This window comes from Acidovorax sacchari, assembly GCF_042847045.1.
In the GTDB taxonomy this organism is placed as follows: Bacteria; Pseudomonadota; Gammaproteobacteria; order Burkholderiales; family Burkholderiaceae_C; genus Paracidovorax; species Paracidovorax sacchari.
Map to the genome: position 1 here is coordinate 1,868,881 of NZ_AP035783.1, position 21,805 is coordinate 1,890,685.

Genomic DNA, 21,805 nt, shown 5'->3' on the forward strand with positions numbered 1-21,805 from the left:
GCCCACGCGATCATGTCCAAGTTTCAACCCACGCGCCCGCACAGGGCGCGACGGTTTTTGCTTGGGGAGGCCGTCGAGCCACCAAATGTTTCAACCCACGCGCCCGCACAGGGCGCGACTTGCGGAGGTTGGTCAGCCAGCTTTCATAAGGCAGCGTTTCAACCCACGCGCCCGCACAGGGCGCGACGATTCGGCTGGCTACTCGTACGTGATCGCCCGAAAGGTTTCAACCCACGCGCCCGCACAGGGCGCGACTCGCCCCGAGGCAAAGGCGTCAACCTGGTTGTAGGTTTCAACCCACGCGCCCGCACAGGGCGCGACCCGGCACGACCTTCGCGCGCTTGAGGGAAGCCGTGTTTCAACCCACGCGCCCGCACAGGGCGCGACGACCGTGACCAAGCCTACAAGTACATGCGCGAGATGTTTCAACCCACGCGCCCGCACAGGGCGCGACGGCTGGAGGCGTCTGGAGCAGATGGAGGCCAGGATGTTTCAACCCACGCGCCCGCACAGGGCGCGACCATCTCTCGCAGCGAGTAAACGCGGTACGACTGCGTTTCAACCCACGCGCCCGCACAGGGCGCGACGATGCGCAGCGTCCGGTCGGCGTCGTTGCCCTCGTTTCAACCCACGCGCCCGCACAGGGCGCGACCATGGTGCTGCTGCGCAAGCGCGGGGAAATCACGGTTTCAACCCACGCGCCCGCACAGGGCGCGACCCAAGTACCGGTCGATCAAGCTGACGTGCGGCAACGTTTCAACCCACGCGCCCGCACAGGGCGCGACGAAATCGCCGACGTGAAAGACACCGCGTGGGCCGAGTTTCAACCCACGCGCCCGCACAGGGCGCGACGCGCGCCGCTCATGTCGTTGATGTACAGGCGCTGGTTTCAACCCACGCGCCCGCACAGGGCGCGACGCAGGACCAGCTTCCACCGGGCAGCGTCCGCCCAGTTTCAACCCACGCGCCCGCACAGGGCGCGACTGGCTACATCTCCAACAACGTTGCTGCGATCGTGTTTCAACCCACGCGCCCGCACAGGGCGCGACCAGATGGGCCGCGTCCCCTGCCCGGCCGGCGGCACCGTTTCAACCCACGCGCCCGCACAGGGCGCGACCGTAGTAGTACCGCGGCCCCTTGGAGAGCAGGAGTTTCAACCCACGCGCCCGCACAGGGCGCGACCGATCTGGCGGGCATGACCGACCCCCACAAGATCGCCGTTTCAACCCACGCGCCCGCACAGGGCGCGACTGGAGTTCCGCAGCCGCTCCTGTGCCACCAGGTCGTTTCAACCCACGCGCCCGCACAGGGCGCGACGAAGCGACCGGCACGGCCTGCCGTGGAAACGCCGCAGTCGTTTCAACCCACGCGCCCGCACAGGGCGCGACGGCACCTTTATAAACCCACGCCACCACACCCATTTCTCCCGCACATTCGCGAACCTGCCCCAGTCGACCCTCGGCCCGCGTATCCCGTCCGACACGCATTAAAAATTCCCTTTGCTCCCCACCACTTGCACCCGCGCGAACCCCAGGCGGAGAAGCCGGTCACTCCCGGTTCGCAACGCCCGGCAAAAAGAAGGAAGGACAGAGAGGAAGCAGGGCCCGGCCTCAGGGCGCCGGCGTCTTCGGCTGGTAATCGCACCACGGCGCCACCACGCATTCCCAGCAGCGCGGCTTTCTCGCCTGACAGACGTAGCGGCCCAGCAGGATGAGCCAGTGGTGCGAATCCACGGCATATTCGGCGGGCACGCGTTTCAGCAACTGCATTTCCACGGCCAGCGGGTTCTTGCCGGGGGCGAGGCCCGTGCGGTTGCTCACGCGGAAGATGTGCGTGTCCACCGCCATGGTGGGCTGGCCGAAGGCCACGTTCAGCACCACGTTGGCGGTCTTGCGGCCCACGCCGGGCAGGGCTTCCAGTTCCTCGCGCGTGCGTGGCACGGTGCCGCCGTGGCGCTCCACCAGGATGCGGCAGGTCTCCATCAGGTGGCGGGCCTTGCTGCGGTAGAGGCCAATGGTCTTGATGTAGCCTTCCAGCCCTTCCAGGCCCAGGTCGAGGATGGCCTGCGGCGTGCCCGCCACCGGGAACAGCTTGCGCGTGGCCTTGTTCACGCCCACGTCGGTGGCCTGGGCCGACAGCAGCACGGCGGCCAGCAGCTCGAAGACGGTGGTGTATTCCAGCTCGGTGTTGGGCTGGGGATTGGCGGCCTTCAGCGCGGCGAAGAAGGGTTCGATCTGCGCGGTTTTCATGGTGGTGTGGGGCGTCGTTGTCGATGCGGTTCGCCCGTGCATTGTCCCGCAGCGCACCGCACGCATGAAACATGCGCGGCCATTGGCGACAATGGGGGTCTTTCGCCAACACACCTTGAACACGCCATGCAATTCGCAGACCGCCTGAACAACGTCGAAACCTCTGCCATCCGGGAGCTGTTCAAGCTGCTGGGCAAGCCCGGCATCATCAGCTTCGCCGGCGGCTTTCCCGACAGCGCGATGTTCGATGTCGAGGGCATCCGCGAGGCGAGCGAGCGGGCACTGAGCGAAGAGCCCGGCACGGCACTGCAGTACGGTGCCACCGAGGGCTACAACCCGCTGCGCGAACAGCTCTCGGCCTTCATGGCCTCCAAGGGCGCGCAGGGCGTGCGGCCCGAGGACCTGATCGTCACCACCGGCAGCCAGCAGGCGCTGGACCTGCTGGGCAAGACCCTCATCAGCCCCGGCGACAAGGTGATCGTGGAAGGGCCCACCTTCCTCGCCACCATCCAGTGCTTCCGCCTCTACGGCGCCGAACTGGTGAGCGCGCCCGTGGACGGCCACGGTGTGGATGCCGACGCGCTCGAGCGGCTCATCGTGGAGCACCGGCCCAAGTTCGTCTATCTCATCCCCACCTTCGGCAACCCCAGCGGTGCGCTGCTGTCGCTGGAGCGCCGCCGCAAGATCCTGGAGCTGGCCGTGCGCCACCAGGTGCTGATCGTCGAGGACGATCCCTACGGCGACCTGTACTTCGGCGAGGCGCCGCCGCCCAGCCTGCTGGCGCTGTCGGCCACGGTGCCCGGCAGCCGCGAACTGCTGGCCCACTGCGGCAGCCTCAGCAAGGTGCTCAGCCCCGGCCTGCGCGTGGGCTGGCTGATCGCGCCCGCCGAGCTGCTGGCCAAGGCCACCATGTGCAAGCAGTTCAGCGACGCGCACACCAGCACCTTCGCGCAGGCCACGGCCGCGCAGTACCTGCGTTCAGGCCGCATGCCGGCCACGCTGGCGAAGGTGCGCGCGGTGTACGCCGAGCGCGCGCAGGCCATGGGCGAGGCACTGCGGCGCGAACTCGGCGAGGCGATCGACTTCGTCCAGCCCCGGGGCGGCCTGTTCGTGTGGGCGCGGCTCACGGGGGCGGGCGGCGCGGTGGCCGACGGCAACGTGCTGGCCAAGCTGGCCATCGACAAGGGCGTGGCCTTCGTGCCCGGCACGCCGTTCTTCTGCGCGAACCCCGACCATGCCACGCTGCGCCTGTCGTTCGCGACGGCCGACGTGGACAGGATCCGCGAAGGCGTGGCGCGCCTCGGCCAGGCGCTGCGAGGCTGAGCCATGCCGGGCCCCGACCGCACCCCCTCCGAGCGCCTCGACGAGCTGGAGATCAAGGCCAGCTACGCCGAAGACCTGCTGGACCAGCTCAACGTCACCGTCTATCGCCAGCAGCAGCAGATCGATGCGCTGCAGCGCGCCCTGGCGGCGCTGCGCCAGCAACTGCCCGAGCCGGGTGGCACGGCGCCCGGCGGCAGCCTACGCGACGAGATCCCGCCGCACTACTGACCCCGCACCCTGCGTGCGCCCCATTCCCTGAAAGGCCAGCCCCATGCAATACCGCCGCCTCGGCCGCAGCAACCTGCAGGTTTCCGCCCTCTGCCTGGGCACCATGATGTTCGGCGACCAGACCGGCAGCGAAGAGGCCGCGGCCATCGTGGCCGATGCGCGGGAGCGCGGCGTGAATTTCATCGACACGGCGGACGTCTATACCAAAGGCGCATCCGAATCGATGCTGGGCGACCTGCTGGCGGGCCAGCGGCACGACTGGGTGCTGGCCACCAAGCTGGGCAACCGGATGTCCGACCGCGTGAACGAGAGCCACTATTCCCGCACCTGGATGCTGCGCGAGGTGGAAGCCAGCCTGGCACGCCTGCGCACCGACCATGTGGACATCCTCTACCTGCACCGCGATTTCCTGGGCATGGACCTCGAGGAGCCGCTCTTCGCCATCGATGCGCTGCTGCGCGCGGGCAAGATCCGCTACTGGGGCGTCTCCAACTTCCGCGCCTGGCGCATCGCCGAGCTGGTGCACGGCGCCGCGCGCATCGGCATGCCCGGGCCCGTGGTCTGCCAGCCCTACTACAACCTGCTCAACCGCATGCCGGAGGTCGAGATCCTGCCGGCCTGCGCGCACCACGGCCTGGGCGTGGTGCCCTACAGCCCCATCGCGCGCGGCGTGCTCACCGGCAAGTACCTGCCGGGCGAGGCGCCCGCGGCGGGCACGCGCGCCGGGCGGGGCGACAGGCGCATCGCGGAAACCGAATTCCGCCACGAATCGCTGGTGCTGGCGCAGGAGCTGAAGCAGCACTCCGAGGCCCGCGGCGTGACGCTGGCCCAGTTCGCCACGGCGTGGGTCCTGGCCCACCGGGCGGTCTCCGCCGTCATCGCGGGCCCGCGCACCCTGGCCCAGTGGCAGGACTACGCCCCTGCGCTCGAATACACCGTCACTCCGGAGGACGAAGCCCTGGTGGACGGCATGGTGGCGCCGGGCCATCCCTCCACGCCGGGCTACAGCGACCCGGCATACCCCTCGCCGCCGCGTGTTTAGACCCGAGCGGGGCTACCGCGGAGTCGGTCCGTTCGTCGCATGTTGCTATTGAAATCATAGTGCGCCGGCGCGGGCAGGTTACGATGGGCACATGCGAAAGACCTATGTGCTCCATATCGAAGGCAAGAACCGCGACCGGCTGCTGGACGCGGCCCGCCACGACATCCACCGCTACCTGCGCCGCGAGCGCCGCCGCGCGCTGCCCGAGGGTGCGCGCTTCTGGGACTTCGACTGCCGCTTCGGCCGCACGCAGGAGGATGCCCGCAGCGTGCAGGTGGAGGAGATCACCCGCCTGATCGACGGCGTGGCGCAGTCCGGCGACGCGCAGTTCTACGTGGAGATCGTCGCCAAGCCCGGCGAAGGCATGCCCCGCAAGCCGGCCGCGCGCCCGGCGGACTCCGGCGGCGACGGCTCGCATGCCGAGGATGGCGACGGCGCCGACGGCGGCGCGGATGGTGGAGGCGACGGCGGGGACTGACGCCACCTGCCGCGCGGCCCGCCTCAATCTGCCGTGGGTTCTCCGGTGCCGCCGGCCTGCGCGGCGGCCGCCGCGGCAGCGGCCCGCAGCTTGTCCTTCTTGCTCGGGCGCCGGCCCTTGATGCCGCCCGTGCCCGGCGGCAGCTTGCCCGGGCGCGCAGGCGCATCTTCCGCGGCGCCGGCTTCCTGCGCAGCGGGCCCGAGCGCCACCTCGAATCCCGCGACCTGCTCCACCGGCAGCGCCTGCAGTCCGTGCCGCCGGGCGAGCAGCCGCCAGTGGGGTGCGGCCTCGGGCGTGACGAAGCTCACCGCCACGCCGCTGGCGCCGGCACGCCCCGTGCGGCCGATGCGGTGCACGTAGTCGGCCGCGGCCCGGGGCAGATCGTAGTTGACGACGGCCGGCAGCCCGGCGATGTCGATGCCGCGCGCGGCCAGGTCGGTGGTCACCAGCACCTGCCAGCGTTCGTCGCGGAATTCCTGCAGCACCTGTCGGCGCGTGCCCTGGCTCAGGCCGCCATGGAAGGGCGATGCGTAGATGCCGGACTGGTAGAGCTTCTCCGCCACATGCTCGGCCGCGTACTGGGTGGCCACGAACACCAGCACCCGCGTCCAGCCGGGCTCCTGCGTGAGCAGCTGCTTCAGCAGCTGGGTGCGGCGCGGTGCCTCCACCGCGATGGCGCGCTGGGCGATGTCGGGCGCCGTGCCGGGCGCCTCGGCGATCTCGATGCGCAGCGGATCGCGCAGCAGGCCCTCGGCCAGCCGGGCCACGCCCGGCTCGAAGGTGGCGGAAAACAGCAGGTTCTGGCGCCGCGCCGGCAGCAATGCCAGTACGCGCTGCAGCTCTTCGGCGAATCCCAGGTCCAGCAGCCGGTCGGCCTCGTCCAGCACCAGCGCCTGCACCTGCGAGAGCGACAGGGCGTTGTGCTCCACGAGGTCCAGCAGCCGGCCCGGCGTGGCCACCACCGCGTCCGCGCCGCCGCGCAGTGCCATCAGCTGCGGGTTGATGGACACCCCGCCGAACGCGATCGCGATCTTCAGCCGCGGCCCGGGCAGATGGCCCGCCAGGTCGCGCAGCACCTCGCCCACCTGCGCCGCCAGCTCGCGCGTGGGCACCAGCACCAGGGCGCACGGGCGCCGCGGCCCGGGGCGGGCGCCGGCCTGCTGCGCCTGCGGCAGGAGCCGCTGCAGCAGCGGCAGGCCGAAGGCGGCCGTCTTGCCCGAGCCCGTTTGCGCGCGGCCCAGCACGTCGCGCCCGTCCAGCACGGCGGGAATGGCCTGCGCCTGGATGGGCGTGGGCGTGTCGAAGCCCAGGGCCCCGGCGGCGTGGACGAGGGCGGGCGAGAGGCCGAGGGCGGCAAAGGGCATGGCGGGCAAGGGGCAGGCGGCCGCGGCACGAAGGGGGCCGCAGCGGGAACAAAGGGCGAGAGAACCGGAGCGGGCGCAAAAGCGCCCACGCGGATTGTGCGGCACCGCCGCCTGCCCGGGATAATCGCGCCATGCCCATTCATGCCGCCACCTCCGCTTCCACCCCCGCCGCCGGCCGGCACCGGAGCCTTCCATGCGCCTGAGCGACCTGGGCGGCCTCGTCTATTCCACCGAATCCGGCCGCATGTGCCCTGCGTGCCGCCAGCCGGTCGCGCAATGCGCCTGTGCCGCCGCGCGCGCGGCCGCGGTGCCGGCGGGCGACGGCATCGTGCGCGTCTCGCGCGAGACCAAGGGCCGGGGCGGCAAGGCGGTGACCGTGGTGAAGGGCGTGGCGCTGCCGGCGGCCGAACTGGCCCAGCTGGGCAAGCAGCTCAAGGCCGCCTGCGGCACGGGCGGCACCGCCAAGGACGGCGTGATCGAAGTGCAGGGCGACCATGTGGAGCGCGTGATGCAGGCGCTCCAGGCGCTCGGCCACAAGGTCCGGCGCGCGGGCGGGTGAGGGGAGGGCGGCCATGGACCCGGCACAGCTCGAGCGGCTCGTCACGGTGGTCATGCCCTTTGGCAAGCACAAGGGCACGGCGATCGCCGACCTGCCCGGCAACTACCTGAACTGGTTCGCCCGCGAGGGCTTCCCGCCCGGCGACATCGGCCGGCTGCTGGCGCTGATGCACGAGATCGACCACAACGGCCTGTCGGACCTGCTGGCACCGCTGCGTGCTGCCGCCCGCAAGGGCTGACCTGGGGGCGCGCCGGCCAGGGCCGGCCTCAGTGCCCGTGGCCGGCGGTTGCCGCGAAATCCGGCAGCCGCCCCACCAGAGTGCGGAACAGGTTGCGCGCCACGCCGTGCGCCGCCTGCTGCAGGTCGTGGGCGACGTCCGGCGCGAAGCGGCGCTCCGTGTGCTGCTTCCACAGCCCCACCCACGCCGCGAAATGCGCGGGCGTCACGCCCTGCAGGGCCCCATGGCGCTGCTGCACGTTGCCGCGGTAGCTTCGTGCGCCGAGTGCCACCGTGGCCCAGAAATCGACCATGCGCGCGAGGTGCGGCTCCCACCGGTCCGCCAGCGCCTCCTCGAAGACCGGGCCGAGCAGCGGATGGGCGCGCACGTCCGCATAGAACCCGTGGACCAGCGCGGCGATGGCGCCGTGGTCCGGCGGGGCTGGCGCGACCTGCGTGGCCGGGGAGGGGAAGGAGGAGGGTGGAAGCTGGTGCGGATCGGGCATGGCAGGAAATCCGTCGTCCTGCGCGGCGTGGCGCGGCGTGGAGCGTTGCACGGATTGTGGCAGGCCGGCGCCAGCGCTGCGCACCGGCATCCGCATCCATGTGCGCGTTCGCTCACGCCGCAGGATCGCGCCGACGCCTGCACGCGGCAGGTGCCTGCGCCCCCCCGCGTCCGCGGCTTCCCGGCGGATCGCCGTGCATTGCGTATCCTGGGGCGGGCCGGCCTGCGGACAGTCCGGCGGAAGGAACCGACATGGACCCAGTGAACCAGAACCTGCTGCCCGGCCGCCTGCTGCGCCGTCCGGGCCGGCCGATGGCGGATCCGGATTTCCCGGGCGTCCGCACCGGGGCCGCGTGCCTCGCGGAGGTGCTGGCGCCCGACGCACCGCTCTGGGTGCTGCACGAGGGCTCCATACATGCCGAAGGCCCGGCGTGGCAGGCATCGCATCGGCGCCTGCTGTTCTCCGACGTGCCCAACCGGCGCATCAATGCCTGGTATGAGGAGGACGGCCGGGTGGAATCGCTGATCGACCCGGCCTGGTTCCCGAACGGCAATGCGGTGGCGGCGGACGGCAGCGTCTATCACTGCGAGCACGGGCGTCGCTGCATCAGCCGCTCCGCCCCCGGCCTGCAGGGCGAGCCGGAGCCGGTGGTGACGCATTACGAGGGCCGGCGGCTCAATGCGCCCAACGACGTGGCGGTCGCGCCCGATGGGGCGGTATGGTTCACCGACCCGGTCTTCGGCATCGTGATGCCCGCCCAGGGCGCGCTGGCCGAACCCGAACTGACGCACCGCAGCCTCTACCGCTTCGATCCCGCCAGCGGCGTGCTCGCGCGGATGGCCGATTTCGAACAGCCGAACGGCGTGGCGCTCGCGCCCGATGGCCGCACGCTGTACGTGACCGACACATCGAGGGCGCTGGGCGAGGCCCCTGGCGGTTCCCCGGGAAGCAGGCATGAAGTCGAGGCCTTCACCCTCGGCGCTGGCGGAACACTCTCCGGCCGGCGCTTCTTCTGCTCGCCCGCGCAGGGCAATCCCGACGGCCTGGCGGTGGACAGCCGCGGCTGGGTCTGGTGCAGCGCGGCGGACGGCGTGCACATCTGGTCGGCGGACCAGGAGTACCTTGGGTCGGTCCCCATCGCGGAGACGGTGTGCAATGTCTGTTTCGGCGGCAGCAGCGGGCGGCGGCTCTTTATCGCGGCATCCACGCGGCTGCTCGCGATCGACCTGAGCGAAGCTTGAAAACCGGGGCATCGCGCCCGCCGGCCTTGGGGGGCGATGGGCTATGCGCCGGCTTGCGCCGCGCCAGCGATCTGGTGGATATGCCCGTCCGGGTCGCGCAGCAGCGTGGGGGCGGAGCCCTGCCAGACGATGCGGGTCGCGGCCACATCGTGGATCGCCCAGGGCTCCACCGGCGGCGTGCCCTGCGGATGCCGGTAGTGCAGCAATTCGACATGCGGCCCCGGCCCCGCGGGATGCATTGGCACCACGTCCACGCGCACACCGTCCAGGCCGTCGAGCGCGACCTGCGTCGGGCCGCGGTTCAGCGTGGCGTCGCCGCAGGCCAGGCCGTGGGCACGGTAGAAAGCGCGGGACCGCTCCACATCCGCGACCGCGATCGCGCTGTGGTCGATGCCGAGGATGCCCTGGCCCCGCCAACCCCTGCGGCCACCGTCCGGAAAGTGGATCAGCTCCAGCGGGTGGCCCTCCGGGTCGCGGAACTTGACCGCGATGACTCCGCCCGAGGAAGCGGGCAGCGTGACCGGGCCGGTGCGGCTGATCGGTGTGGCGCCGGCCGCCTGTGTGTGCTTCCAGGCGGCCTCGATGTCGTCGGTGGCCAGCGCGAAATGCTGGAAGCAACTCGACGCGGCATCCGCAGCTTCGGGGTAGGGCCGGCCGGGCCAGTCGTACTGGTCGATCCACAACCGTGCCGTGCCCAGGCGCATCGCGCGCCGCATGCCGCCGCCCGCCAGGCCGAGGATCGCCGACTCGGCGGCGGCGATCGGCCAGGCTGCTCCTTCCTGCACGAAGCCCAGCGCGGCGTAGAAACGCGCCAGGGCCGCTCCGTCGTGGGCGACCAGACAGAAGGCGACGATGCGGTCCAGCGCCGCGCCCTGCCGCATGGCGTCGCGTGGCGCATCGCCGTCGCGGAATGGCGGGAGGATCACCCCAGCTCGCACGGCCGCCGCACCGGCGCGCGGTGCAGCTGCACCGTCATCAGGCAGCAGGGTTCGTCGCCCACGGTGCCGGAGCGGTGGCCCTTCCTGCCATCGACCTCGGCGCAGCCCTGGTCACCCCCGAACGAAAACTCGCCCGGGCCCTGCTCGATGCGGGTGCCGTCCATCGCCTCGATCCACCAGCGGCCCGAGAGCACGACGATCCATTGCGGGGCCGGGTTTTCGTGCCACTCGCCCACCCAGCCGACCGGCTGCACGGTGAAGACGACGGTCGAATCACCGCGCTCCATGGAGTTGTTCCACTGCGGATCGGCGGCGCCGACGCGGTGCAGTTCATAGTCGGTGAGCGCACAGGACTGGAAGCGGCTGACGCCGTCGGCATCGGTGTAGAGGTGCTGGTAGGGCACGGAAGGGCGGGGGCCGGGATCGGACATTCAGGGGCTCCGGTAGGGCTGGCTCGACGCGAAAGGCGCATCGAGGAAGGGCTGCAGGCCGGACCCGTCGGTGCCGACCACCAGCAGCAGGAAGCCGGCGCCCAGCGCCAGGTTCTTGAGGAAATCCCAGAACAGGCCGCGCGCCCTGCCGTCGGGGTTCGACCAGAAGTCGCCGGGCTTCCAGAACGGCTTGAACAGCACCGCGGTCGCAAAACAGTAGCCCGCGATCACGAAGGCCGCGGCCCGGTCGGACACGCCGCTGACCACGCCCAGGCTGCACACCACCTCGATCGCCAGCCCGGCCAGGATCACGGCGCGCGCCAGCCAGCGCGGCTTGAACACTTCCTGCGCCTGCCCTACCGCGTGGCCGAAGCCCAGCAGCTTGTCGAGCGCGCTGAAGGGCAGGAACAGCAGCACCATCACGCAGCGCACGAGGAAGGTCACGGCGATGGCGGCGGTCACAGGCGCCCCTTCAGGATGTCGGCGACGCGCAATGCGTTCGCGATGATGGTGAGCGTGGGGTTCACCGCGCCGATCGAAGGGAAGAAGCTCGCGTCGGTCACATAGAGGTTGTCCACCTCGTGGGCGCGGCAGTCGAGATCCAGCACCGAGGTCGCCGGGTCGGTGCCGAAGCGGCAGGTGCCGGCCTGGTGCGCGGTGCCGGAGAGCGGGATGTCCTTGCCGAGGTAGAGCGAGCGCTCCACCAGCACCGCGGGCCAGCCGATCGCGTCGAGCACCTGCTTGAGCTTGGCCTGCAGGCGCCTGAGCGCCTCCGCATTGGTCTCGCGCACGTCGAGGTGCACCTTGCCGTCCCGGTAGTACACGCGGTTCTCGGGGACCGGCAGGTCCTCGGCCTGCAGCCAGAAGTCCATCGAATGCCGGGCCATTTCCTCGAAGGGCATCTCGGGCAGGTGCTTCATCAGGCCGGGCAACGGTGCCTCCCCCTTGATCTGGTCCGCATGGCTGGTCGCGCACATCTGGATCAGCCCCAGCGGATGTTCCCAGTCGTCGCTGCCGAAGTAGAAGTCGCCGAGCGCGAGCGTCTTCTGGAAGACCGTTTCGTTGACCTCCTTCATCACCGCCATCACGATCGACATCTCGTGGCGCATGTAGTTGCGGCCGACCTGGTCCGAGCCATTGGCGAGGCCGTTCGGGTGGCGGTCGTTCGCCGACCGCAGCAGCAGCAGGGCGGACGACAGCGCGCCGCAGGCCACCACCACCGTGCCGGCGGTGTAGCGCTCTTCCCGGCCGCCGCGCTCGACCACCACCCCCTCCACCCGCCGGCCACTGGCATCCGTCTCCAGGCGCGAGGCATAGGCACCCGTCAGCAGCGTGACATTCGGGTGGTCGCGCAGCATCGGGTCGATGCACATCACCTGCGCGTCGGCCTTGCCATTGAGCAGGCAGGGAAAGCCGTCGAAGTACGAACAGCGCATGCAGGTGCTCGTCGGCGTGGCGAAGCCGTCGTCCTTCTGGTCGAGCAGAATGCCCAGCGGCAGGTGGAAGGGATGCAGGCCGATGCCGCGCAGCTTGTCGTTCAATTGCGCGATCTTGGGCTCGTGCCGCACCGGCGGGAAAGGGTAAGGCGTGGTGCCTGGATCGAGCGGGTCGTCCCCGCGCAGGCCGTGCACGTGGAACAGCGCCTCGGCCTCGTCGTACCAGGGCGCGAAGTCGGCATAGGCCAGCGGCCAGGCCGGCGAGATGCCGCCGTGGTGGCGCACTTCGCCGAAATCGCGCTCGCGCAGCCGCAGCAGCGCGGCACCGTACACCTTCGAATTGCCGCCCACGCAGTAGTGGAGCTGCGGGGCGAAACGGTGCCCGTCCCGGTCGATCCAGGATTCGCGCGCCTGGTAGCGCCCCTCCACGAACACGGCCTGCGCGCTCCAGTTGGCTTCCTCGCGCCGCAGGTAGTCGCCGCGTTCCAGGATCAGGATGCGCTTGCCGGTCGGCGCCAGCCGGTGCGCGAGGCTCGCGCCGCCGGGGCCGCTGCCGATGACGATCAGGTCGTAGTGGGACATCAGGCGGGTTCTTTCATCGCACCGGAAGGGGCTGTGCCTCGTGCGCGGGCACATCGAAGGGGCCGCATTCATGGTAGCCCGGCAGTGGGGCTGGAAATGTGCGCCGTGGCCCCGTTCCTGCCATGCGGTGCGCTTTTGCGGCGGGGTCCTACAGGCCGCTCCCGGCAGTGGTGGCGCCCGCTACTTCTTCCCCGGCCTGCGCGAAGCGCCCGCGCGCCGGGCGCCGCGGCCGGCGCCCAGCCAGTCGTGCGCGGCGGCCATGACGCACTGCGTGAGCCGCTCCAGCCCTGCCTGGGCCGAACGCGGGTGGGCCCAGTAGAGCGCCACGTCCATGCCGGTACCCGGCAGCATCTCCACCAGCGTGCCGTCCGCGAGCTGCCGCTCGATCAGCACCGTGGGGTGCATGCCCCAGCCGATGCCCATCTCGCAGCTGCGCAGGAAGCCCTGGTTGGACGGCAGGAAGTGGCGGGGCGGATGGCGGCGCGAGCCGAGCCCCTGGCGCTGCAGCCACTGGTCCTGCAGGCGGTCGTTGCGGCTGTACACCATCATCGGCGCCTGCGCGATGGTGTCCTGGGTCACCCCGCCCGTGTCCGGCCCGAAATGGCGGCGCACGAAGGCCGGGCTGGCCGCCGCCACGTAGTGCATGGAGCCCAGCGGCCAGGTGTTGCAGCCCGCGATGGCACCTGCGGTGGCCGTCACCGCGGCGATCACCTCGCCCTCGCGCAGCCGCTGCGCGGTGTGTTCCTGGTCGTCGATGCGAACGTCCAGCAGTTCGTTGCCGCCCTCGGCGAAAGCCGCCATCGCATCCATGAACCAGGTGGACAGCGAATCGTCGTTCACCGCCAGCTTGACCGTGGGTGCGGGGGCGTGGGCATCGGGCACCAGCGCGGGATGGGCCCGGCGCAGCTCGTTCTCCAGCAGGGCCACCTGTTCCAGGTGCAGGCACAGCCGGCGTCCGGCCTCGGTGCCCGTGCAGGGCGTGCCGCGCTGCACCAGCACCTGTCCCGCACGCTCTTCCAGCTGCTTGACGCGCTGCGAGACGGCCGAGGGCGTGACGTGCAGGCGCCGCGCCGCACGTTCGAAACTGCCCTCGCGCACCACGGCCGCAAGGGCCTCGAGTCCAGCGTAGTCCAGCATGAAGTAATGCTTAATGATGGTTAGAGTTTTTAAGTTTACATAATTTTTACACCCGCCCAGAATCGACCGCATGTGGGCACTTCTTCCTTCCTCTTCGCTGTTCTCCGGCGGGGCCGCGTCCGCCGCCTGGCTGGCCGGCTTCACGGTCTGCATGTCCCTGATCGTCTCCATCGGCGCGCAGAACGCGTACGTGCTGCGCCAGGCGGTCGCCGGGCGGCACGTGCGGGCCTGCGTGGCCCTGTGCGTGCTGGCCGACGCGGTGCTGATCGGCGCCGGCGTGGCCGGCATGGCGAAGCTGCTGGAGAGCGCCCCGGGCCTGGCGCGCGTGCTGACCCTGGGCGGCGCCGTATTCCTGCTGGCCTACGGGCTGTTCGCATGGCACCGCGCCCTGTTCGGCGCGGGCGCCAGCCTGCGCACCGACGGCGAGCGCACCCGCCAGGGGCTGCTGGGCGTGCTGGGCACCCTGGCCGCGATCACGCTGCTCAACCCGCATGTGTACCTGGACACCGTGGTGCTCGTGGGCTCCATCGGCGCCCGTCAGGAGGGCGGCCTCAAGTGGGTCTTCGTGGCCGGCGCGGCGTCGGCCAGCCTGCTGTGGTTCCTGATGCTCGCCTTCGCAGGGCGCCAGCTGCAGGGCGTGTTCGCCAAGCCGGTGGCCTGGCGCCTGCTGGACGGCCTCACGGGGGCGATCATGCTGACCCTGTCGTTCTGGCTCTGGCAGGGGCTGGAATGAAAAAGGGCGCCGCGGATGCGGCGCCCTGGTCGGGTTGCAGGCGCGCAGGGCGCCGGGGGCCGTGCGATCAGAACGCCGGCACGATCGCGCCCTGGTACTTGTCCTGGATGAACTTCTTCACCTCGGGCGTGTGCAGCGCCTTCACCAGCTTGGCGATCGCGGGATCGTTGGCGCGGTCGGAGCGGGCGGCGATCAGGTTGGCGTAGGGCGAATCGCTGCCTTCGATGAACAGCGCGTCCTTCGTCGGGTTCAGCTTGGCCTCGATCGCGTAGTTGGTGTTGATCAGGGCCAGGTCCACGTCCTGCAGCGCGCGGGGCAGCAGGGCGGCTTCCAGTTCGCGGAACTTGAGCTTCTTCGGGTTCCGGGCGATGTCGATCGGCGTGGCCGTGATGTTCTTCGGGTCCTTGAGCGTGATGAGGCCCTGCTTCTGCAGCAGGATCAGCGCGCGGCCCGCGTTCGACGGGTCATTGGGGATGGCGATGGTGGCGCCGTCCTTGAGCTCGCTCACGGACTTGATCTTCTTCGAATAGGCGCCGAAGGGCTCCACGTGGACCTTGCCGTCCGGCACTGCCACGATGCTGCTCTTGCGGTCCTTGTTGTAGCTGTCCAGGTAGGGCTGGTGCTGGAAGAAGTTGGCGTCGAGCTGCCTGTCTTCCACCGCGGCATTGGGCTGGATGTAATCGCTGAATTCCCGCACCTGCAGGTCCACGCCCTGGGCCTTGAGCTGCGGCTTCACGAAATTCAGGATCTCGGCGTGCGGCACGGCGGAGGCCGCCACCTTGAGGACGGTATCGGCCGCATGCGCGGAAACGGCGAGCGCGGCCAGGGCCAGGGCGGAGAGGGCTTTCTTCAGCATCGGAGCAAGGGCTTTCTTCGGTTGGTGGGGCGCCCCGGCCGCGCCGGGGCTGTCACCCATGGGCCCGGAGTCTAGGTAGTTTCCCGCAGGCCCACCACGTTTTTATTGTCATACCCATATAACGCGGCCGTTGCTTATGCGCGGCTGGCGGTTTCAGCGCAGGACTTCCAGCAGCCGGTCGAGGCCGCCCTCGTTGATCGCCACCCTGGCCTGCGCGCGCACGGCGGGCTTCGCATGGAAGGCCACGGACAGGCCCGCCACGCCCATCATGGGCAGGTCGTTGGCGCCGTCGCCCACCGCGATCGCCTGCGCAGGGTCGATGCCCATCAGCGAGGCCACTTCCAGCAGCGTGCGGCGCTTCTCGGCGCCGTCGCAGATGTCGCCCCAGGGCTGGTCCACCATGCGGCCCGTGAGGCGGCCGTCCTCGATCTCCAGCACGTTGGCGCGCGAGAGGTCGATGCCCAGTCCGGCGCGCACGCGGTCCGAGAAGAACGTGAACCCGCCGGAGACCAGCAGCGTGGTGAGGCCCGCGGCCTTGGCGGCGTCGATGAGTTCCTTCGCGCCGGGGTTGAAGCGCAGGCGCTCGCGGAAGACCTGCTCCATGTGCTCCACGCCCACGCCGCGCAGCAGCGCCACGCGCTGGCGCAGGCTTTCCTTGTAGTCGGTGATCAGGCCCTGCATGGCGGCTTCGGTGATCGCGGCCACCTCGGCCTTGCGCCCGGCGGCATCCGCGATCTCGTCCACGCACTCGATGTTGATCAGCGTGGAGTCCATGTCGAAGGCGATGAGCTGGTAGTCCGACAGGGACAGCGGGGGCTCGATGCCCTGCAGGACGAGGCCGGGGGCGAATTCGGTGGTATTTGTCATTGGTGGGGGTGTAAGACTGCGATCAGAGGCGCAATGGTATCGCTCGTGCTCTGCTGCGTAGCAGCATCTCCCAGGAAATTGGCGAGGCTAACTGCATGGATGCAAAAATCTATAATAGGGCAGAAAGCTCTTCGGGAAGCAGATCATCAAATGCGAAGGTCTAAACCATTTACTTGAAATTCGTGCGCTTCCATTCCTAGCTTTTTCATGATGGCCGGTAGCACTTGGTGAATTAACCTCATGCCACATAGCAGTTCGTTCATGTAAATATCAGGATGCAATCGGTGCGCATTGAAACCCAGGCTTTCCGCTTCAGCTTCATGCCCTAATTCACCATGTGAATCGTAAACCAAGTTCAGTAGTTCAGCCTTGAGAGGGATGCCTGCTCGAAAAGCTTTGTCCTTAACAATAGCAAGCCACTCTTCATAGTTTTTCGTTGTCTGGTACTTGAATTTCTGGAATTGCGGAACGAACTTGCTGTCGACCTCGATCTTCGTTGCTGCTAGTTCCATCAAGCATGACTCGATATTGCAGGCGTCTGTGTTGTACAACTCTAGAGAGTCGTCGTCAATCAAATAGCTGACATACGCCGCATAGAATCCATAAACATCATTGAGTGCACTGTAGATCTTGGTTATGAGCGCCGTGGTAGGGTTGTTGTCTAAGCGTGCCCAGATATCGTTTATGGCGACGATGTCATCCTCCTGGTCAGTGAATTCAAAATTTACATCCAATTCAATTGGAAATTTATTAGGAATATTGAAACCCATCTCCCGTAGGGTGTGGAAAGTATGCCAGCAGAGGTTTGGAGCTTCGTCGGAGAGTGGATATGTGTCGTATCCTGTTTCTGCACTGTCGTTGGCCGACTGCGCCAGAAATCGAATCAGTTTCTCCCATTTTTTTGCGTCTGCCAGCGACCCGGCCAAGAGAACAAATTCCGGATCAAGCTCATCCAAATCCAATAGCAGTTCAAATTTTTTCTGCATGTCTGAAGACATGTACTCGCCTTTTTTCCACTTGCTAATTTGCGCAGGCGACACCTGCAGTCGAGTCGCAAGATCTTTTTGAGTACATGACAACATATGCAGTGCGAGCTCTATCAGTGCAGAACTTCTCATCTTCAGTCCTTCCTGGGATTGTTGTACAGAGCGCATAGTGTAGCGTGGTTTACTAAATTGGAAAAAAATTTAGTAAATTTATGCCGCTGGGTCTTGCTTGGCATTGATCGGCTCTCGCAATGCCTAAGGTGGCACAGGTGGAGGGCTCGTTGTGAACGAGGGATGGGGCTGGCCCCTGCTTCAGTTCACCTCACTCTTTGAGACTTCGCAGGTACAGCCGGTCCGACCATGTCGCCAGCCACTCGGGCCGGAAGGCCACGAACACCGCGCAGAGCATGCCCGTCACCACCGCGTCGCCCCAGGCCATGAGCCAGCGGGCGACCATGGCGAGGCCCGGGTCCACGCCCGGCAGGCCGTGGCCGCTCCAGAGCGCGAGGCCGCCCGCCGCGAACATGCACAGGGCCGTGCCGAGGAAGGCGCGGCCCAGCACATAGATGAAGAGGTGCGTGCCGGCCAGCCGGCGCAGCAGCGCGCCCAGCAGCAGTGCGAAGGTGGCAGGTACCACGCCCTGCCAGGCTGCCAGGCCCAGCGCATCGCCCCATGACAGGGTGGGCGAGAGCAGGGCCGCCACGACCGCCACCGTGACCAGCACGGGCACGGCCAGCGGCCAGCCCACCATCAGCACGACGAGGCAGGCGCCCGACATCTGCAGCTGCAGCGGCATGGCATGCAGCGTGGGCAGTGCCCATATCCAGGGCAGGAACACCAGCGTGGCGAGCAGCGGCGTAAGCAGGGGCGACGCCTGCCGGCCGCCGGATGCGTCCTCGGCCCCCTCCGGTGCGCGGAAGGCGGGCCGGGCCGCCAGCAGGCGCCACGGCCGCGTGGCAGCCGCGGCGGCGAGGGCGATCAGGACGATGGCGGCTTCGAGGGGCATGGGGCATCCGTGGGCGGCTCCGGCAACGGCGCTTCCGGCGCCCCTGCGGTCCGCGGCGGCCATGCCCCGCGCAGTTGGCGTCAGGCCGGAGCGCCCTGCGTGGCCCCCAGGGGCTGGCCCAGGCTGCGCAGCACGTCGCGCACCATCTGCGCCCGGTCCTTCGCTTCCGGCAGTTCGCGCTCGATGCGCAGCTTTTCGTTGCCCGCGAGCTTGATGTGCCTATTCTTCTGGATCAGGTGGATGATCTGCATCGGGTCCACCGGCGGCTGGGGCCGGAACGTGATGTTCGTCACGCCCGGTGCCGCATCCACCTTGATCACCCCGTAGGGCTGCGACAGCACGCGCAGCCGGTGCACGTCGATCAGCGTCTGCGCCTGCGGCGGCAGCTTGCCGAAGCGGTCCACGATCTCTTCGAGCAGGGCGTCGATCTGGTCCGCGGTCTTCGCGGTGGCGAGCTTCTTGTAGAACGACAGCCGCAGGTGCACGTCGCCGCAGTAGTCGTCGGGCAGCAGGGCCGGTGCGTGCAGGTTGATGTCCGTGGTGACCGACAGCGGCGCGAGCAGGTCGGGTTCCTTGCCGGCCTTGAGCGACTTCACGGCCTCGGCCAGCATCTCGTTGTAGAGCTGGAAGCCCACCTCCAGCATGTTGCCGCTCTGGTTCTCGCCCAGCACCTCGCCCGCGCCGCGGATCTCCAGGTCGTGCATGGCGAGGTAGAAGCCCGAGCCCAGCTCCTCCATCTGCTGGATGGCGTCCAGCCGCTGCGCGGCCTGCTTGGTCAGGCCGTCCACGTCCGGCACCATCAGGTAGGCATAGGCCTGGTGGTGGCTGCGGCCCACGCGGCCGCGCAGCTGGTGCAATTGCGCCAGGCCGAACTTGTCGGCGCGGCTCATGATGATGGTGTTGGCCGTGGGCACGTCGATGCCGGTCTCGATGATGGTCGAGCACAGCAGGATGTTGTAGCGCTGCGCCACGAAGTCGCGCATCACCTTCTCCAGCTCGCGCTCGGGCATCTGGCCGTGCGCCACGGCGATGCGGGCCTCGGGCAATATCTCCTCGAGCTTCTGGCGCCGGTTCTCGATCGTCTCGACCTCGTTGTGCAGGAAGTAGCACTGGCCGCCGCGCTTCAGTTCGCGCAGCACCGCCTCGCGGATCACGCCCGTGCCCTCGTTGCGCACGAAGGTCTTGATCGCCAGGCGCCGCTGCGGCGCGGTGGCGATCACCGACAGGTCGCGCAGGCCTTCCAGCGCCATGCCCAGCGTGCGCGGGATGGGCGTGGCGGTGAGCGTGAGCACGTCCACCTCGGCACGCAGCTGCTTCATCTGCTCCTTGTGGCGCACCCCGAAACGGTGCTCCTCGTCGATGATGAGCAGGCCCAGGTTGTGGAACTTCGTCGATTCGGACAGCAGCTTGTGCGTGCCCACCACGATGTCCACCGTGCCGTCGCCGATGCCCTTGATGGCCGCGGTGATCTCCTTGCCCGAGCGGAAGCGCGAGACCTCCGCGATCTTCACAGGCCACTTGGAGAAACGGTCCACCAGCGTCTGGTAGTGCTGCTCGGCCAGCAGCGTGGTCGGCGCGAGGAACGCCACCTGCTTGCCGCCCGTGACCGCCACAAAGGCGGCGCGCAGGGCGACCTCGGTCTTGCCGAAGCCCACGTCGCCGCAGACCAGCCGGTCCATGGGGCGGGGCGAGATCATGTCCTGGATCACCGCGTGGATGGCGGCGTTCTGGTCGGCCGTTTCCTCGAACCCGAAATCGTTGGCGAACTGCTCGTAGTCCTGCGGGCTGTAGCGGAACGCATGGCCCTCGCGCGCCGCGCGGCGGGCGTAGATGTTGAGCAGCTCGGCGGCGGAATCGCGCACCTGCTCGGCAGCCTTGCGCTTGGCCTTCTCCCACTGGCCGCTGCCCAGCTTGTGCAGCGGCGCCTCGTCGGCGGACACGCCCGTGTAGCGGCTGATGAGCTGGAGCTGGCTCACCGGTACGTACAGCACGGCCTTGTCCGCGTATTCGAGGTGCAGGAACTCCTGCATCGCGGGCGTGCCGTCGGGGTTCTTCTGGCCCACGTCCATGTGGATCAGCCCGCGGTAGCGGCCGATGCCGTGCGCGCTGTGCACCACCGGGTCGCCCAGCGTGAGTTCCGAGAGGTCCTTGATCAGCGCCTCGACGTCGCTCACCTGCTCCTGCTTCTTGCGCCGGCGCGTGGTGGCGCCGGCCGCGAACAGTTCGGTCTCGGTGACGAAGTCGATGCCTTCCAGGGTCCAGGCGAAGCCCACTGCAAGCGCGGCGGTGGCGATGCCGACCTTCTCGTCGGCCTGGCCCTGGAACTCGGCCAGCGAATCGAAGGCGGGCGGGTTCAGCTGCGAGGCGCGCAGGAAGTCCAGCAGGCTCTCGCGCCGGCCGTCGCTCTCGGCCAGCAGCAGCACCCGGTGCTGCGTGTTGCGGATGTGGGCATGCAGGCGCGCCAGCGGATCCTCGGCGCCGCGCACCACGGCCAGGTCGCCCAGCTTCTGGAAGTTCGGGTTGTCGGCCACGTCCTCCACCCCCGGCCGCAGCGCGAGCTGCGCATGCGCGTTGGCGCGGGTGTAGAACTGCTCGATGCCCAGGAACAGCGATTCGGGCGGCAGTGCGGGCCGGTCGGGGTCGCCCTGCACCAGGCGGAAGCGCTCCTTCGTGTCCTGCCAGAAACGCTGGAAGGCCGGCTCCAGGTCGCCGTGCAATACCACCGTGGCGTCCTCTCCAAGATAGTCGAACACGGTGGCCGTCTCGTCGAAGAAGAGCGGCAGGTAGTACTCGATGCCGGCGGTGGCCACGCCGTTGCCCATGTCCTTGTAGATGCGGCTTTTCGTGGGGTCGCCCTCCAGCAGCTCGCGCCAGCGGCTGCGGAACTTGGCCCGGGCCGCGTCGTCCATGGGGAACTCGCGGCCGGGCAGCAGGCGCACTTCCGGCACCGGGTAGAGGCTGCGCTGCGTGTCCGGATCGAAGGTGCGGATGGAGTCGATCTCGTCGTCGAACAGGTCCACCCGGTAGGGCACGGGCGAGCCCATGGGAAACAGGTCGATCAGGCCGCCGCGCACCGCGTATTCGCCGGGGCTCACCACCTGCGAGACGTGGCTGTAGCCGGCCAGCGTGAGCTGGGCGCGGAACTTCGCCTCGTCCAGCTTCTGCTTCACCTTGAAGTGGAAGGTGTAGGCCGCCAGGAACGAGGGCGGCGCGACCCGGTAGAGCGCCGTGGTGGCGGGCACCAGCACCACGTCGGCGCCGGTGTCCTTGTCCTTCTGGCTGATGCGCCAGAGCGTGGCCAGGCGTTCGCTGATGAGGTCCTGGTGGGGCGAGAAGGTGTCGTAGGGCAGCGTTTCCCAGTCGGGGAACAGCGCGCAGCGCAGTTCCGGCGCGAAGAACGCCATCTCGTCGATCAGGCGCTGCGCGTCGGTGGCGTCGGCCGTGACGATGGCGATGGTGCGCCGGGCGGCCTTCTCGCGCTCCGCGACGCGCGCGAGCAGCAGGGCGTCCGCGCTGCCCACGGGGCGCGGCATGGTGAAACGTTTGCCGGGGATGAGTTTGGGGAGGTCCATGGGGAAGCGGGGACTGGCTGGGCGCACCGGAGCGCCGCGGGCCGTGCGCGGTGCG

General features: G+C 68.9%; 21 protein-coding genes and 1 CRISPR repeat array (1 of these 22 cut by a window edge). Of the genes, 8 read left to right on the plus strand and 13 right to left on the minus strand.

Annotation, left to right across the window (positions count from 1 at the left end; all coding sequences use genetic code 11):
• Window positions 1–1,388: a CRISPR direct-repeat array (repeat unit 32 nt; unit sequence GTTTCAACCCACGCGCCCGCACAGGGCGCGAC); it begins 582 nt to the left of the window's first position.
• A 222-nt stretch (window positions 1,389–1,610) separates the two neighbouring features.
• The gene (gene nth, locus ACGHC0_RS08420; protein ID WP_017439002.1) at window positions 1,611–2,249 is read right to left on the minus strand and encodes an endonuclease III; all 639 of its coding nucleotides are present in this window, start codon (window positions 2,247–2,249) and stop codon (window positions 1,611–1,613) included.
• A gap of 126 nt (window positions 2,250–2,375) precedes the next feature.
• Between nth and ACGHC0_RS08425 the strand changes: the two genes are divergently transcribed.
• From ACGHC0_RS08425 to ACGHC0_RS08440, 4 genes are all read left to right on the plus strand, one after another.
• Window positions 2,376–3,572 (plus strand): PLP-dependent aminotransferase family protein, encoded by a 1,197-nt coding sequence (locus ACGHC0_RS08425; RefSeq protein ID WP_415267929.1) that lies wholly within the window; start codon window positions 2,376–2,378, stop codon window positions 3,570–3,572.
• A gap of 3 nt (window positions 3,573–3,575) precedes the next feature.
• Window positions 3,576–3,800: a SlyX family protein gene (locus ACGHC0_RS08430; RefSeq protein WP_368354789.1), complete on the plus strand. Its 225-nt coding sequence runs from the start codon at window positions 3,576–3,578 to the stop codon at window positions 3,798–3,800.
• A gap of 43 nt (window positions 3,801–3,843) precedes the next feature.
• Window positions 3,844–4,842, plus strand: a complete 999-nt coding sequence (locus ACGHC0_RS08435) for an aldo/keto reductase (protein ID WP_415267930.1) — start codon at window positions 3,844–3,846, stop codon at window positions 4,840–4,842.
• 91 nt (window positions 4,843–4,933) lie between these two features.
• Window positions 4,934–5,320 carry a DUF6172 family protein gene (locus ACGHC0_RS08440; protein WP_368354791.1) on the plus strand — a complete coding sequence of 129 codons (387 nt, stop codon included), beginning with the start codon at window positions 4,934–4,936 and terminating at the stop codon, window positions 5,318–5,320.
• Window positions 5,321–5,343: 23 nt separating this feature from the next.
• Here ACGHC0_RS08440 and ACGHC0_RS08445 read toward each other — a convergent pair whose 3' ends face one another.
• Complete coding sequence (locus ACGHC0_RS08445; protein WP_415267931.1) at window positions 5,344–6,684, minus strand: DEAD/DEAH box helicase; 1,341 nt, start codon at window positions 6,682–6,684, stop codon at window positions 5,344–5,346.
• Window positions 6,685–6,877: 193 nt separating this feature from the next.
• Here ACGHC0_RS08445 and ACGHC0_RS08450 point away from each other — a divergent pair, with 193 nt between their 5' ends.
• Window positions 6,878–7,243, plus strand: a complete 366-nt coding sequence (locus ACGHC0_RS08450) for a translation initiation factor Sui1 (protein ID WP_011794705.1) — start codon at window positions 6,878–6,880, stop codon at window positions 7,241–7,243.
• A gap of 13 nt (window positions 7,244–7,256) precedes the next feature.
• Window positions 7,257–7,481 (plus strand): DUF3820 family protein, encoded by a 225-nt coding sequence (locus ACGHC0_RS08455; protein ID WP_368354793.1) that lies wholly within the window; start codon window positions 7,257–7,259, stop codon window positions 7,479–7,481.
• A 28-nt stretch (window positions 7,482–7,509) separates the two neighbouring features.
• Here the strand turns inward: ACGHC0_RS08455 and ACGHC0_RS08460 are convergent, their stop codons facing one another.
• The gene (locus ACGHC0_RS08460) at window positions 7,510–7,965 is read right to left on the minus strand and encodes a group III truncated hemoglobin (protein ID WP_415268392.1); all 456 of its coding nucleotides are present in this window, start codon (window positions 7,963–7,965) and stop codon (window positions 7,510–7,512) included.
• 251 nt (window positions 7,966–8,216) lie between these two features.
• On the opposite strand from ACGHC0_RS08460, the gene ACGHC0_RS08465 reads away from it, so the two are divergent.
• Complete coding sequence (locus tag ACGHC0_RS08465) at window positions 8,217–9,206, plus strand: SMP-30/gluconolactonase/LRE family protein (RefSeq protein WP_415267932.1); 990 nt, start codon at window positions 8,217–8,219, stop codon at window positions 9,204–9,206.
• Window positions 9,207–9,247: 41 nt separating this feature from the next.
• Here ACGHC0_RS08465 and ACGHC0_RS08470 read toward each other — a convergent pair whose 3' ends face one another.
• From ACGHC0_RS08470 to ACGHC0_RS08490, 5 genes are all read right to left on the minus strand, one after another.
• On the minus strand, window positions 9,248–10,132 hold the full coding sequence (locus ACGHC0_RS08470; RefSeq protein WP_415267933.1) for a VOC family protein: 885 nt from the start codon (window positions 10,130–10,132) through the stop codon (window positions 9,248–9,250).
• Complete coding sequence (locus ACGHC0_RS08475) at window positions 10,129–10,575, minus strand: cupin domain-containing protein (RefSeq protein ID WP_415267934.1); 447 nt, start codon at window positions 10,573–10,575, stop codon at window positions 10,129–10,131. The genes ACGHC0_RS08470 and ACGHC0_RS08475 overlap by 4 nt, the downstream gene beginning before the upstream one ends.
• Window positions 10,576–11,037 carry a DoxX family membrane protein gene (locus tag ACGHC0_RS08480; protein ID WP_415267935.1) on the minus strand — a complete coding sequence of 154 codons (462 nt, stop codon included), beginning with the start codon at window positions 11,035–11,037 and terminating at the stop codon, window positions 10,576–10,578.
• The gene (locus ACGHC0_RS08485; RefSeq protein WP_368354798.1) at window positions 11,034–12,593 is read right to left on the minus strand and encodes a GMC oxidoreductase; all 1,560 of its coding nucleotides are present in this window, start codon (window positions 12,591–12,593) and stop codon (window positions 11,034–11,036) included. The genes ACGHC0_RS08480 and ACGHC0_RS08485 overlap by 4 nt, the downstream gene beginning before the upstream one ends.
• A gap of 180 nt (window positions 12,594–12,773) precedes the next feature.
• Window positions 12,774–13,730, minus strand: a complete 957-nt coding sequence (locus ACGHC0_RS08490) for an HTH-type transcriptional regulator ArgP (RefSeq protein ID WP_415267936.1) — start codon at window positions 13,728–13,730, stop codon at window positions 12,774–12,776.
• A gap of 70 nt (window positions 13,731–13,800) precedes the next feature.
• Here ACGHC0_RS08490 and ACGHC0_RS08495 point away from each other — a divergent pair, with 70 nt between their 5' ends.
• Window positions 13,801–14,463: a LysE/ArgO family amino acid transporter gene (locus tag ACGHC0_RS08495; RefSeq protein WP_415267937.1), complete on the plus strand. Its 663-nt coding sequence runs from the start codon at window positions 13,801–13,803 to the stop codon at window positions 14,461–14,463.
• 67 nt (window positions 14,464–14,530) lie between these two features.
• On the opposite strand, the gene ACGHC0_RS08500 is transcribed toward ACGHC0_RS08495, so the two are convergent.
• The 5 genes from ACGHC0_RS08500 to mfd form a co-directional block, all read right to left on the minus strand.
• Window positions 14,531–15,319: a MetQ/NlpA family ABC transporter substrate-binding protein gene (locus tag ACGHC0_RS08500; protein WP_415267938.1), complete on the minus strand. Its 789-nt coding sequence runs from the start codon at window positions 15,317–15,319 to the stop codon at window positions 14,531–14,533.
• Between the two features lie 153 nt (window positions 15,320–15,472).
• On the minus strand, window positions 15,473–16,186 hold the full coding sequence (serB, locus tag ACGHC0_RS08505; protein WP_415267939.1) for a phosphoserine phosphatase SerB: 714 nt from the start codon (window positions 16,184–16,186) through the stop codon (window positions 15,473–15,475).
• A gap of 146 nt (window positions 16,187–16,332) precedes the next feature.
• Window positions 16,333–17,304, minus strand: coding sequence for a helix-turn-helix domain-containing protein (locus ACGHC0_RS08510; protein ID WP_415267940.1), 972 nt, complete (start codon window positions 17,302–17,304; stop codon window positions 16,333–16,335).
• A gap of 190 nt (window positions 17,305–17,494) precedes the next feature.
• Entirely contained in the window at window positions 17,495–18,178 is a 684-nt protein-coding gene (locus ACGHC0_RS08515; RefSeq protein ID WP_415267941.1) for a hypothetical protein, read from the minus strand.
• Between the two features lie 80 nt (window positions 18,179–18,258).
• Complete coding sequence (gene mfd / locus ACGHC0_RS08520; protein ID WP_415267942.1) at window positions 18,259–21,750, minus strand: transcription-repair coupling factor; 3,492 nt, start codon at window positions 21,748–21,750, stop codon at window positions 18,259–18,261.
• Between the last annotated feature and the right edge of the window lie 55 nt (window positions 21,751–21,805).

What these genes read in the sequence shown, in the direction of transcription:
- ACGHC0_RS08490 (WP_415267936.1), bottom strand. Translation starts at nt 13,730, where the DNA reads ATGCTGGACTACGCTGGACTCGAGGCCCTTGCGGCCGTGGTGCGCGAG.
- ACGHC0_RS08455 (WP_368354793.1), top strand. Translation starts at nt 7,257, where the DNA reads ATGGACCCGGCACAGCTCGAGCGGCTCGTCACGGTGGTCATGCCCTTT.
- serB (WP_415267939.1), bottom strand. Translation starts at nt 16,186, where the DNA reads ATGACAAATACCACCGAATTCGCCCCCGGCCTCGTCCTGCAGGGCATC.
- ACGHC0_RS08495 (WP_415267937.1), top strand. Translation starts at nt 13,801, where the DNA reads ATGTGGGCACTTCTTCCTTCCTCTTCGCTGTTCTCCGGCGGGGCCGCG.
- ACGHC0_RS08445 (WP_415267931.1), bottom strand. Translation starts at nt 6,684, where the DNA reads ATGCCCTTTGCCGCCCTCGGCCTCTCGCCCGCCCTCGTCCACGCCGCC.
- ACGHC0_RS08450 (WP_011794705.1), top strand. Translation starts at nt 6,878, where the DNA reads ATGCGCCTGAGCGACCTGGGCGGCCTCGTCTATTCCACCGAATCCGGC.
- mfd (WP_415267942.1), bottom strand. Translation starts at nt 21,750, where the DNA reads ATGGACCTCCCCAAACTCATCCCCGGCAAACGTTTCACCATGCCGCGC.
- ACGHC0_RS08510 (WP_415267940.1), bottom strand. Translation starts at nt 17,304, where the DNA reads ATGAGAAGTTCTGCACTGATAGAGCTCGCACTGCATATGTTGTCATGT.
- ACGHC0_RS08485 (WP_368354798.1), bottom strand. Translation starts at nt 12,593, where the DNA reads ATGTCCCACTACGACCTGATCGTCATCGGCAGCGGCCCCGGCGGCGCG.
- ACGHC0_RS08435 (WP_415267930.1), top strand. Translation starts at nt 3,844, where the DNA reads ATGCAATACCGCCGCCTCGGCCGCAGCAACCTGCAGGTTTCCGCCCTC.
- ACGHC0_RS08475 (WP_415267934.1), bottom strand. Translation starts at nt 10,575, where the DNA reads ATGTCCGATCCCGGCCCCCGCCCTTCCGTGCCCTACCAGCACCTCTAC.
- ACGHC0_RS08430 (WP_368354789.1), top strand. Translation starts at nt 3,576, where the DNA reads ATGCCGGGCCCCGACCGCACCCCCTCCGAGCGCCTCGACGAGCTGGAG.
- nth (WP_017439002.1), bottom strand. Translation starts at nt 2,249, where the DNA reads ATGAAAACCGCGCAGATCGAACCCTTCTTCGCCGCGCTGAAGGCCGCC.
- ACGHC0_RS08515 (WP_415267941.1), bottom strand. Translation starts at nt 18,178, where the DNA reads ATGCCCCTCGAAGCCGCCATCGTCCTGATCGCCCTCGCCGCCGCGGCT.
- ACGHC0_RS08460 (WP_415268392.1), bottom strand. Translation starts at nt 7,965, where the DNA reads ATGCCCGATCCGCACCAGCTTCCACCCTCCTCCTTCCCCTCCCCGGCC.
- ACGHC0_RS08425 (WP_415267929.1), top strand. Translation starts at nt 2,376, where the DNA reads ATGCAATTCGCAGACCGCCTGAACAACGTCGAAACCTCTGCCATCCGG.
- ACGHC0_RS08500 (WP_415267938.1), bottom strand. Translation starts at nt 15,319, where the DNA reads ATGCTGAAGAAAGCCCTCTCCGCCCTGGCCCTGGCCGCGCTCGCCGTT.
- ACGHC0_RS08465 (WP_415267932.1), top strand. Translation starts at nt 8,217, where the DNA reads ATGGACCCAGTGAACCAGAACCTGCTGCCCGGCCGCCTGCTGCGCCGT.
- ACGHC0_RS08440 (WP_368354791.1), top strand. Translation starts at nt 4,934, where the DNA reads ATGCGAAAGACCTATGTGCTCCATATCGAAGGCAAGAACCGCGACCGG.